At 55.5% G+C, this 12,006-nt stretch carries 7 protein-coding genes and 1 tRNA gene; 5 read left to right on the forward strand and 3 right to left on the reverse strand.

The genetic code is table 11. The features are described from left to right. Window positions 1-13 precede the first annotated feature (13 nt). On the forward strand, window positions 14-3,631 hold the full coding sequence (gene smc, locus KF752_20445; GenBank protein MBX3423935.1) for a chromosome segregation protein SMC: 3,618 nt from the start codon (window positions 14-16) through the stop codon (window positions 3,629-3,631). Window positions 3,632-3,660: 29 nt separating this feature from the next. Here the strand turns inward: smc and KF752_20450 are convergent, their stop codons facing one another. Both KF752_20450 and KF752_20455 read right to left on the reverse strand, forming a co-directional pair. Next, window positions 3,661-4,074, reverse strand: coding sequence for a YkgJ family cysteine cluster protein (locus KF752_20450; protein MBX3423936.1), 414 nt, complete (start codon window positions 4,072-4,074; stop codon window positions 3,661-3,663). Between the two features lie 34 nt (window positions 4,075-4,108). Then, window positions 4,109-5,311, reverse strand: a complete 1,203-nt coding sequence (locus KF752_20455) for an aminotransferase class V-fold PLP-dependent enzyme (GenBank protein MBX3423937.1) — start codon at window positions 5,309-5,311, stop codon at window positions 4,109-4,111. A gap of 183 nt (window positions 5,312-5,494) precedes the next feature. On the opposite strand from KF752_20455, the gene der reads away from it, so the two are divergent. From der to KF752_20470, 3 genes are all read left to right on the forward strand, one after another. Beyond that, window positions 5,495-6,877 (forward strand): ribosome biogenesis GTPase Der, encoded by a 1,383-nt coding sequence (der, locus tag KF752_20460; protein ID MBX3423938.1) that lies wholly within the window; start codon window positions 5,495-5,497, stop codon window positions 6,875-6,877. A gap of 71 nt (window positions 6,878-6,948) precedes the next feature. Beyond that, a complete protein-coding gene (locus KF752_20465; protein ID MBX3423939.1) occupies window positions 6,949-9,090 on the forward strand; it encodes a penicillin acylase family protein in 2,142 nt (713 codons plus the stop codon). 9 nt (window positions 9,091-9,099) lie between these two features. After that, on the forward strand, window positions 9,100-9,687 hold the full coding sequence (locus KF752_20470) for a DJ-1/PfpI family protein (protein MBX3423940.1): 588 nt from the start codon (window positions 9,100-9,102) through the stop codon (window positions 9,685-9,687). Between the two features lie 67 nt (window positions 9,688-9,754). Here the strand turns inward: KF752_20470 and KF752_20475 are convergent, their stop codons facing one another. Further along, window positions 9,755-11,230, reverse strand: a complete 1,476-nt coding sequence (locus tag KF752_20475) for a hypothetical protein (GenBank protein MBX3423941.1) — start codon at window positions 11,228-11,230, stop codon at window positions 9,755-9,757. A gap of 320 nt (window positions 11,231-11,550) precedes the next feature. Between KF752_20475 and KF752_20480 the strand changes: the two genes are divergently transcribed. Next, window positions 11,551-11,624, forward strand: a tRNA-Lys gene (locus KF752_20480). Window positions 11,625-12,006: the final 382 nt, after the last annotated feature.

Genomic DNA, 12,006 nt, shown 5'->3' on the forward strand with positions numbered 1-12,006 from the left:
GCTTAGTCCATCCATGCTAGTCGCCTTAGAAGTGGCGGGCTTCAAGAGCTTTGCCGACAGAACGCGATTCAACTTCCCGGATGGCATCACTGTCATTGTTGGCCCCAACGGCTCTGGCAAGTCCAATGTGGTAGATGCCATTAAATGGGTTTTGGGGGCCCAAAGCGCCAAAGCGCTTCGCGGCCAGGATATGGCCGATGTCATCTTCAAAGGCTCCGCAGGCTCGGGACGTAAACCTGCCAATAGCGCCGAAGCAACGCTGGTCTTCGACAACTCTACCAAGACACTGCCGATCGACGAGGAAGAGGTGCAAATCACCCGCCGTGTCTATCGCAACGGAGACAGTGAGTACCTGATCAACGGCCAAGCCTCGCGATTGAAAGACATCAAGAACCTCTTTCGTGGCACTGGGGTTGGCGTCGATGCCTACAGCTTGATCGAACAAGGCAAAGTTGATCGGATGTTGCAGGCTTCCCCCAAGGACAGACGGTTGATTTTCGAAGAGGCGGCTGGCATCAGCCGCTTCAACGCCAAAAAAGCCGAAGCCGAACGCCGACTGCAGCGAGTGGACCACAATCTGGTCCGACTAAAAGACATCGTCGATGAGGTCTCCACGCACCTGAATCAAGTAAAAAGCCAGGCCAGTAAAGCTCAGCAGTATCGCCAGATGACCACGCGCTTGCATGAGATTCGCTTGCGATTGGGCTGGACTGAATACAGTCAATTACAATCCACACAGCAACAATTGGTGGCGCGGCAAGACCAGATCGTTCAACAGCAACAATCACATCAGTTGCAACTTACTCAGGCCCGCAGCCAGGCGCATGATGCCGAAATGCACCTGCATCAAGTTGCCCAGCGGTGCCAAAGCGTCGAAGGCTCTCTACAAAACGCGTTGCAGCGTATCGCTGTAGCGCAAAACCAGCAGCTCAGCCTCGCCCAACGTATCGACGAAGCCTCTCAAGAGTGGTCTCGACAAACCGTGCGCTTGGGGCAAATGCTGAAACGTCAGCAAGAGGAAGCTGCAGAATTATTCGTAGCGCAGCGTTCGGCAGCTACAGCTGAACATCAACATTCTCAAGCGCGTTCTGAGGCCGAGGCCAGTCAGGCGCGTGTCGAACAACTCCGTACTAATCTAAACGCCTGTGCCGCGTCGCACGATAGCCTGCGCAAAGAACATGTACGGCTGCTACGAGAGGCTTCTGACCGAGCGGGGCAAATCGCCGAACAGCGCAACTTGCTTGGACAACTGTTAGCCAGTATTCAAGAGACTCAACAGGCCTTGCAAGACAACTTGGCTCAAGAACAAAGTACGCGCAAGACTGCCGATCGATCGGCAGAGCGACTCAAGGCCATCCACCACCAGCACCAACAAGTAGCACAACAATTAGCCAGCGCCCGTGACGAGTTAGAAACCAATCGCGACCTGCTGTCTAAGCTACAAGCACAATCCGCCGTACTTCAGGGACGGCTTGAAGGAGCCAACAGTCGCTTAGAGATCCTGCAAGAATTGCAACGGCATTACGACGGCGTGGATGCCGGTGCCAGGCATCTGCTGAATCAAAAATCTGCCGGTACCGATCCAGCACTGCAGTCCATCTACGGGTTGGTCGCTGATCTAATCCAAGTGGAGGTCGGTCTGGCACCGCTGATCGATACAGCCCTGGGACAAGCCGCCAATGCGCTGGTCTTAACCGATGGTCAGTTGATCCACTTGGCTCGCTCGGGAAAACTGTCTGTGCCGGGACGCTTGATGCTGATGCGAATGGACCGCGTGCCAACCAGTCGATTTGGCGAAAAAGTTCAATTGGAAGGCGTGGCTGGCGTCATGGGGCGCGCCGATCGCATGATTAAATATCGGCGCGAAGTCCAACCGCTGATGCGCTACTTACTGGGCACAACGTGGTTGGTTCAATCGCTAGAAGTCGCACTTGAGTTAGGACATTTTCGCGGAGCCGGTTTGCGATTTGTGACCCATTCATGCGAACTGATCGAAGCAGACGGAACGATCACACTGGGTTCGTTGAGCACATCGAGCGGTCTGGTGTCGCGGCGCAGCGAAATCGAAAACTCGTTGGGCGAGATTGCAGAAGGTAGGCATCGCTTTCAGAAGCTCCAAGGCGAAATCGAGCGCGTGCAGAGCCGTATACGCCATCTCTTGCCTAGCGTTCATCAGTTGGAAGCCAATGCCACAGAACTGGCTCAAGAACTAGCCCACCATCGCTCGGCCGCCCAATCGGCCGCCACACGCCTGGACGAGATCGAGAAACATGCACAACGCCTCCAGGAAAATCTGACGATCCATCAACGAAATCGGGCGCAGGTCGAGCCGATGATCGCTGCGCTCATGGACTCTGTGACCGAAGGACAGCTCAAAATCGACTCGCTGGACGCGGAACTATCGGGGTACGAAGCGGCATTACAGGAATTTGAAACACAGTTCGCTCAGGCCAGCCAAGACAATATTGCCGATCAAGTAAATTTGGCTCGGGCCGAGCAGGTTCTCCAGTCTGCCTCGTCAGGTCTCCAACAATGCCAGCGCCATGCCGACGAGCGACAGCTGGCAGTCAATGAGACTCGCGCGGAAATTGCCCGATTAGAGTCGCGACGTTGTCATGCGGAACTGGAGATTCTGCAACTGACCAGCCAACTCGCCGAAGATTATTGCGGAGCCGAAGCCGAAGAGGCTCAACTGGAACAGCTAGCCGTTGAAGCCAGGATTCTGCGCCAACGACGAGCGGTTACTGCGAAACATTTGGAGTCGGTCACTCGGACGCTGGACAAGTTGAATCAGCAATTGGAATCCGTGGCAGGCGAACTGGAACGCAGCCGGCAGGCTGGCCAGAGCCTATTACAGCGTTTTGCCGACGACTATCAAATTCATTTCGACAGCCTTCAATCTGTGGAGATCGTCGAAGATGCGGCTGAACTATCGGCCATGAACGCCGAGGCAACGCGACTGCGTCAAGACATCAGCTCAGTCGGCGAGATCAACATGACCGCCCTTGCCGAATTGGATGCATTGCAGGCGCGGCACGATCATTTGGATAGCCAATACCAGGATTTAGTAGCCGCTAAAGAATCGCTGCAACGCATCATTCACAAGATCAACGGAGATTCGCGCCGACTATTCTTGGAGACACTGGAAGCCATTCGCGGCAATTTCCAGAAGCTGTATCGCAAGTCCTTCGGTGGCGGTCACGCTGATATCGTATTGGAAGACGGCGCGGATGTCTTGGAGTGCGGTATCGACATCGTGGCCACCCCACCCGGCAAGACGTCCTTTTCCAACTCGCTACTCAGCGGCGGTGAAAAAGCGCTGACCGCCGTGGCCTTGCTGCTGGCCATCTTTCAATACCGCCCCAGTCCGTTTTGCGTGCTGGATGAAGTGGACGCGCCTTTTGATGAAGCCAACATCGGCCGATTTGTGCAGGTGTTGTCCGAATTCTTAGATTGGACAAAATTCATCGTGGTGACGCATTCCAAGAAGACCATGACCGCCGCCAACACGTTGTACGGTGTCACCATGCAAGAGTCTGGAGTCAGCAAGCAGGTGGCAGTTCGTTTTGAGGACGTCAACGACAAGGGCGAAATTGTGAATGCGGGCAAAGCCACGCGCCGCGCTGCCTAGCGCCGCCGGCCACGGACGCAAACTGGAAATCAGACCCGCTTCTTCTTCCGCTGAATCTCGATGTGATCGAAACTATACAGTTTGCCCGTGCCCGCACCGGGACACACTCGGCAGGTTTGCTCCCAATCTTCTTTGGTCCGCAGGTTGGAACTCCAAAACGGCCACGTGCGGCATTGAATTGGACGGCCCTCGTAAGCCAAGCAGTGGCGTGTCTTGGGGTCCAACAGCAGACAATCGCCGTCGGGGTATTCCCGTAAACTGTAACGCCGGCCAACTTGACGCACAAACTGTTGGCGGAACTGCGCATCAGACAGGTTCATAGCCTGGGCCAACTCGGCAATCTCATCGGAATTCACCCACACATATCCGGGCTCTCCCGAGCAGCATTTACCGCAGGCTGTGCACTGGAATTTTAAACCATCCTGATACCATGGTTCGGCCATGCTACTCCTCCACTCGATATTTCCTAACGATGTCTTATGAACTGGTGGCGATTTCTGTGATGGCTGCCAGCACCGCAGCTATATCGGCAGACGTTGTATGGTGCCCCAGGCTGATCCGCAAGGTGCCTCCGACTTCTTGGCTATTCAAGGCTGAATGAATCAGGGCGGCGCAGTGTAGTCCTGCGCGTACTTCGATTCCATAGTGGCTGTCCAAAACGGCCGCCAAGTCATGCACATCCCAGCCTTCAAGTTGCATACTTATCAGTGGCAACCGATCGACAATGGGCCTACCTGGGGCGGCGGACCAATCGTCTGCTGTGAAACCCAGCAATTTCACGCCGGGTATCTCTCGCAGTCCGCTGACCAACCCTTGCATCATTTCCCGCCACTGCACCTGCCAACGGATGGGGGAATCTTGCGCTTGAATAAGCAACTCCTGAGCCGCTGCCGCCATGGAAATGATTCCCGGCAGATTGTGATTGCCAACTTCCACCGCATGCGGCCAAGCTGGCCGGTGATCGACGGACTGACTGTGCAGCCCCGTACCTCCCGTCATCAGCGGCCTTACCGAGGCCTGCAATTCAGGGCTCACGTACAACAAGCCTGTCCCAGCCAGTGCCTGTAAGCCCTTGTGTCCGGCTGACGCAAAGACGTCGATGCCCATCGCCTGAACATCGATTGCCACATAACCCAATGTTTGAGAGCCATCAACCATCAGCCGGGCTCCAGAGTCGCGCGCCAAACGACTCCAGCCCGACAAGTCCTGTACAGCTCCAGTTACATTCGAACCATGCCCAATGATAAACCAGCGCGTGTGGCTGCGAACCAGCGAACGAGCCTGCTCTAGGCTGACTATTCCCCGCTCATCGCTATGCACGTACTCGACATCAATGCCTAGTTGCTGAGTCAATTGATGCAGCGGGCGCAATACGCTGTTGTGCTCGATCTGGGTCGTGATGACATGGTCTCCAGAATTGACCAAGCCCCATAAGGCGGCATTCACAGCGTGAGTACCAGAACTGCAAAAGGCGATGGAACCTGAATCGCTGGCACCGATCAGCTTGGATAAACTGCGACGAGCATCCGCCAGCCACTGTTCGGCCCGGCGCGCGCTGGCATACGATCCTCTGCCAGCCGTAGCGCCACAGCTGGTCATGAAGTCCCAAGCAGCATCCAGTACCGATTGTGGCTTTGGCCAACTGGTTGCGGCGTTGTCCAGGTAAATACGTTGCGGCATGGTTCTCATTCAGGCTGCGAGTTCTCGAGATTTTACCCAATCCACTGCATCCAACGAGTCGGGCTGCATAGCCAGCGGCTTGTTTTGCGTCTAAACTACGGGTTTTACGCCGCAGGCCGGGTGTTCTCCCACTCGACACGCGCTGGGCGACTACCGCTTGAGGACTACCCACGTCAATCTGTTATGCCTGTTCCTCGCGTTGTTATCGTAGGCCGTCCCAATGTCGGCAAGAGTAGTATTTTCAACTGGTTAGACGGACGCAGGCTGGCGGTCGTGGACGATCAAGCCGGTGTTACTCGAGATCGACTGACCACCCTCATCGAGTACGGCGACCGTTACTTCGAGCTGATGGATACCGGCGGGATGGGGATTCAAGATAGCGACAATCTGACCAAGGAAGTCGAAGAGCAGATTTCTACCGGAATCGACGAAGCCGACTTGATCATGTTCGTAGTGGACGTTCGATCCGGTTTGGCATCGCTGGACGAACTGGTGGCTGAGCGACTGCGCAAGGTACAGAAACCTGTCTTGCTGTTGGCCAACAAAGCTGACCATGCCGGCCTGGATTCCCATGCAGTCGAATTTCATCGTCTGGGATGCGGCTGGCTGATCCCGGTCAGCACGCTGCAAAACCGTAACCGCGAGACATTGCTGGATGAAATCATTCAGCGACTGCCTGAAAAGCATCCCGACGAATCGGACATCACCGATCCTCGCATGAAGCTGGCGATCGTCGGTCGGCGCAATGTGGGCAAGAGCACATTCGTAAACAGCCTAGCAAAAGCTCAACGAATGATCGTCAGCGAAGTCCCCGGAACGACACGCGACAGCGTGGATGTGCATTTCAATTTAGACGGGCACAAGTTCGTAGCCATCGATACGCCCGGTCTTCGTCGCAACAAGAGCATTCGTACCGACATTGACTTTTACGGCTTGCATCGCGCTCAGCGTAGCATCCGCCGGGCTGACGTAAGCCTGCTGTTCTTCGACTGCACCGAGTCAATTAGCAAAGTTGATAAGCAGCTTGCTCACTACATCGAACAGCAATTCAAACCCTGTATCTTTGTGGCAAACAAATGGGACTTGGCGGTTGACAAAGTACCGACTGAGCGCTGGGTCCGATATCTGCGGGAGAATTTTCCGTCAATGTCTTATTGCCCCATCGCCTTCATAACGGGGCAGACAGGCAAGAACATGAAGGCCCTGCTGAATCACGCGCAGATGCTGTACAAGCAAACTCAAACTCGGGTGTCAACAGCGCAGATCAACAAGCTTCTGAAAGCGGCCACCACCCAGCAACAGCCGCCACTGTATATGAATCGGCGTCCCAAAATCTATTTTGGCTCGCAGATCGCTACAACTCCGCCAACAATAATTCTCATGTGCAATCAGCCGCTGGGCTTTCCACCTAGTTACCGCCGGTACTTGATCAACGTCTTTCGCGAGCATCTACCGTTCGGCGAAGTGCCCATCAAGCTGTATTTACAAAAGCGTGATAGTGAAGGCGGTGGCAGCGGTAGAGGTAGTGGAGATCACGATCGCTCTGAACCGTCCGACGACGACTAGGACTCATTGGGAAGCTGCTATAATGTGCGCCGACCAGTCCGCCTGTAAACCTTGAAGAGAGCCTGTGAAACATGAGCCAATATTCAAAAATGTGCCGAACGATGTGTTGCGTGTTGGCCGCCATGTCATGTGTCCATAATTCCGTGAATTGTCTGTGGGCTCAAGAAGCAACTCTGTATCGCGACACATGGGGCGTACCGCATGTCTACTCGGAAAGCGAAGCCGCCGCCATGTACGCTCTGGGTTATGCCCAGGCTGAAGACCGACTGGCAGATATCTATTTGGCCATTCGTACCGCCATCGGGCGCATGGCCGAGGTCACGGGTAAGTCGATGGTAGATCAAGACTACATGATGCGGCTGGTAGGAAACGATAGTATCCATGAAGCATTTTTGGAGCAGGCATCAGACGCCATGAAGGCTAATTTGAATGCCTTTGTGGCGGGTATTCAGTCCTACATCGACCAGCATCCTGGCGAGGCGGCTGATGTGGCCATCGACATCCAACCGTGGCATCCATTGGCTGTCGGACGCGCCATGATCCTTCGTTGGCCCATCGGCACTGTCATGGACGATCTAAAACGTGGCAAAGACCCGGTCAAGCCAGGTATGGGTTCTAATCAATGGGCGGTTTCCCCATCCCGTTCTGCCGATGGTTCAGCCATTCTAATGTCGGACCCGCATTTGACCTGGGAAGGCTTGGCGGTGCTTTACGAAGCCCGATTTCACGGTGGCGATCTGCACATGAACGGTTACTACTTGATCGGTTCACCCATGATGGGCATCGGCCACAATCAACATGTTGGTTGGGCGTTGACCACTGGCGGTCCCGACACATCGGATATCTACCGGATCAAATTCCGCTTGGTGCCGCAGCCCCAGTACCTGTACGACGACCAGTGGAAGCCGATCACCATGAAGACCTTTAAAATCCCCGTCAAAGATGGACCACCGGTGACTCGCCCGGCCTTCTACACGCATCTTGGTCCAGTTGTTAGTGAGCCCGACATGGCCGCAGGCACCGCTTTTGTCGGCGCGTCGCCCTACTTCGAGCAAACCGGTCTGTATCAGCAGTTTTATGACATGGCGAGAGTCCGTGACGTGCATGAGTTCAACCAGGTCCTGTCGGCTCATCAATACAACGAGCAAAACGTGATGTCTGCCGACGTCTTGGGTAATATTTCCTACGTCCGCAACGGTGCCACGCCAATTCGACCGGCAGGCTACGATTGGTCGCGGCCCGTGGATGGTACGACCAGTGCTACAGCCTGGAAGGGCATTCATCCCCAATCCGATTTGGTGCATATCATAAACCCGCCTCAAGGCTACATGCAGAATTGCAACATTAGTCCTCAATTCATGATGGTCGATTCGCCGATGCACCCGGACAAATATCCGCCCTATATTTACAACGTCAGTTGGGACTTGAATAATCCTCGCGGCAAGCGAACGGTGGATTTGTTGCACCACGATGCCTCGATCACAGTTGAAGACGCTCAGAATATCACTTTGGACGTCTACGATATATTGGCCCACCGTTGGCAGTTGGAACTAAAAGCTGCTCTGTCCGAATGCGGCCAGGACTTTCAGTCCGACTCCGAATTCCAAGCGGCTGTGGCAGCGCTCCTCGCTTGGGATGGACACTATACACCGGAAGCCACCGCCTCTGTGTTATACAAATTCTGGCGGTTGAAGTGCGGCGAACAAATCGACCTTTCGCCGCTAGGACAGGAACAAGCTCTACCCACTGAGTCTCGAAAACAAGCGCTGTCGCTGTTAAAACTAACCATCAATCAACTCAAAGAACAATATGGTCGCTGGGATATTCCATGGGGGCAGGTGCATGTAGTGGGTCGAGGCGGCCAGTACTTCCCAGTTGGCGGAGCTGATTACAGTGCAGGCGACAAGGAAGCCAATTTCTCCGAGACTCTGTTCGATGTGCGTTCCGAGCCCGATAAGCTACAACCTGGACGCTTTATCGCCAACAGTGGATCGATGGCGATGATCACTATGTTCTTCGACAAGAATGGTGTTCGCTCGTACACTTGTACACCGTGGGGGCAATCCGCGCACGAGAATTCGCCGCACTACATGGATCAAGGCGAACACTTATACTCTAAGCGCAAGATGAAGCCCACTTGGTGGAACAAGGCTGATTTGCTGGAACACGTGGAGTCCACCAAGACGTTTCAGCTACCTACCAGTGCGAAGTAACCGAGTCCCATGCCTGCCAAGAAAATTCTGTTTATCGTCGGCGATTTCGTAGAAGACTACGAGATCATGGTGCCGTTTCAGATGCTGCTGATGGTTGGCCATCAGTGTGATGTCGTCTGTCCTGACAAGCGTCCGGGGGATTGGGTGGCAACTGCCATTCACGATTTCGAGGGGCATCAGACCTACACCGAAAAACCGGGGCATCGCTTCGGGCTGAACGCCGACTTCGCAGAAGTTCAGCCTGAACGGTACGATGCGCTGGTAATTCCCGGAGGTCGCGCGCCAGAATATCTACGGCTCAATCAACGCGTGCTTGAACTCGTCCGCCACTTTAGCCAAGCGGACAAACCCATCGCTGCAATTTGCCATGGAGCCCAGATTTTGGCGGCGGCCGGAGTGCTCGTCGGCAAACAGTGCAGTTGCTATCCGGCAGTTGGTCCAGAAGTCACCGCAAGTGGAGGAACGTATGTTGCAGCTTCTTCCAGTCTGGATAGCGCGCACACCGATGGCAACTTTGTTACAGCCCCCGCCTGGCCGGCGCATCCCGCCTGGATGCGGCAGTTCTTAGCATTGTTAGGCTCAACCATCAAAGCCTAACTCTGCGCCTCAACTCAGGTCCATAGGCGATTGGCTCGCCAGTAATGCGACGCCGCTGTCTACCGACTCACTTTTTCGCCCGGTAGGCCGCATACTCTTGAGCCGTGATAAGACCGTCGCGATCTGTGTCGGCGGCGTCGGGTTTGACGAGCATCTTTTCCCACTCGTCTTTGGACAGCATGCCATCGCCATTTTTGTCGTACTTGGCGATCTGTCGCTTAGACCATTCAAGTTCGGCATCACCTACTTTGGCGACCGCCCCGGTATCGGAACGACTGCTAGCGCTTTTGGCACTGGTTGACTGCGAAGTAGTCGAGGAGCGTGACTGACCGGAAGATGCCGCCCCCGCCCCAGCTCGCACACCCGCCAGTGCCTCGCGAGCGGTAATGACGCCGTCGCCGTTCAGATCCCACTGTTGAAATTCCAGCAACTTCTGTTCTGTGACCTGTTCTGCGAACTCATTCAAAAAAATCTGCCCATCACCGTCGCGGTCGCTGGCATGAAAAAAGTCGGGCAGGTCTTTGATCTCTGCCGCTGAACTACTAATTCGATAGCTCTTGGCACTTCCAAAGCGCTCTTCGGGTTTCTTTGCGTCACCGCTGCCAGAGGAACCGCTTGACTTGCCTCCACCGCGATCAGTGGACTCACCGCCGCGCGACCAACCGCTTGAACTGCCTCCGCCCCATGCACCGCCCCCCGCTGCCGACGAACCCTGACTGGCCGTCGAATCAGATTGTCGCTGCCGGCGCTCAGCTTGGCGAATTGCCAGTTCGTCGATGGACAGCTTGCCATCGCGATTGCGGTCAAACTGCATGGGATCGTCCGACCAGCGTCCGGCAGCGATTTCGTCTGGAGTTAGCGATCCATCATTGTTGCGATCGTAGCGCCGCATTCGGTCTTCGGCCTCAGCGCGATCGCGATCTGTCACGGTCACATCGGACGACTTGCTGCCCGCAACTCCAAATCCGGGAACGGTCGGTGGGGTGCTAGCTAGCCGAAAATCCGGCACCAACAACTCGGGGCCGCTGCTCGATGAACCGCCTGAAGATTCCTCGGAGGAGTCACCGGAGGGACTTGGACCGCCGCCCATCATACCGCTGCGCATGCGTTCGACTTCGCCAGTGATTACGTCGATTGGAATGGGCTTGCTGAGGTCGATGCGCGGGTTGTTTTGAGCCATCCGTTGTAGGAAGAAGCCGGCAGGTCCAGGAATTTCGTCGGGGTCAATCATGTTGTTGCCATTGCGATCGAAGCGGCGAATCATATCCACCATCCCGCCGCCGCCCATGAAACCACCGAAGCCGCCCCCGCCGCCAAAGCCGCCACCGCCAAACATACCCCCCCCAGGCGGCATGCCTCCACCCCAACGCGATCCGCCTCCGCGGTCTCCAGACGATGCACGATCGTCACGACCACTGCTGCGACTTCTGTCTCCCCGGTCCGATCGCCGTCCTTCATCCCTGCCATTGGTCGAGGAAGATTGAGCGACTGCGCTACCCGAGATCATCCAGAAAACTGCCAAAAAAAGAATTGTCCACCGCATCGACAGATTCCCACCTCAATCTTAGACCGCACTGTCAGCCGGCGCTTGGATGTAGCCCGCCGGATGAGCCCCCAGGGGACGCCAAAAAGCGGGCATTAAACCATCCACAACCGCCACCGCCGGGATAGCGAATCCGGCGGACCCAAAGCCTATTATACTCAACCGAATCAAACCACCCAATCTTAACCCTCGCGTTATCAACATGTTCCGCCGGGCCACCGGTAAACACCAACGGGGCTTGCGACTTTTGGCAGTTTGTTTAACATCCTGGCTGGGCTGGGGCGAACAGCATACTACGTCCCAAATAGCCCACTCCACCCGCCTCCGTAGCTCAGTTGGTTAGAGCAGCTGACTCTTAATCAGCGGGTCCAAGGTTCGAGTCCTTGCGGGGGTATCAAGGGCCATCGTAGAACCCTGAAGTTTTGCGGTGGCCCTTGTTTTTTCTGGATTTTCGGGAAGTGGCTTCCCCCGCCCGGATGTGATCTCCAGGAAAAGCTGTCCCACCTGTTGCCCCCGCCCTGTCAGCCTGCCGTAGTGAGGTGGTACCGATAGTCCGGTTTGACCACTTTGATTCTTGGCGCGAATCAGTGGTCGAGCTGACCATCCTTGCCTTTAGGAACTGCCACGTTTCCCAGCGGCAGGGCTTGTCCGGAATGCAGCTGTATTTCCTTCCTACGGCGCAGCCTCGAACGGCTTGTCGGCTTCCAGACCGTCCAGGTACTTCAGGAAAAGCAGCCAGGACGATTGCTCGGTATAATCAAGTTCCGTGGTGCAGC

It is taken from the genome of Pirellulaceae bacterium, assembly GCA_019636385.1.
GTDB lineage: Bacteria > Planctomycetota > Planctomycetia > Pirellulales > Pirellulaceae > Aureliella.

Coding starts and splice junctions, on each gene's coding strand:
- smc (MBX3423935.1), top strand. CDS start 14: ATGCTAGTCGCCTTAGAAGTGGCGGGCTTCAAGAGCTTTGCCGACAGA.
- KF752_20450 (MBX3423936.1), bottom strand. CDS start 4,074: ATGGCCGAACCATGGTATCAGGATGGTTTAAAATTCCAGTGCACAGCC.
- KF752_20455 (MBX3423937.1), bottom strand. CDS start 5,311: ATGCCGCAACGTATTTACCTGGACAACGCCGCAACCAGTTGGCCAAAG.
- der (MBX3423938.1), top strand. CDS start 5,495: ATGCCTGTTCCTCGCGTTGTTATCGTAGGCCGTCCCAATGTCGGCAAG.
- KF752_20465 (MBX3423939.1), top strand. CDS start 6,949: ATGAGCCAATATTCAAAAATGTGCCGAACGATGTGTTGCGTGTTGGCC.
- KF752_20470 (MBX3423940.1), top strand. CDS start 9,100: ATGCCTGCCAAGAAAATTCTGTTTATCGTCGGCGATTTCGTAGAAGAC.
- KF752_20475 (MBX3423941.1), bottom strand. CDS start 11,230: ATGCGGTGGACAATTCTTTTTTTGGCAGTTTTCTGGATGATCTCGGGT.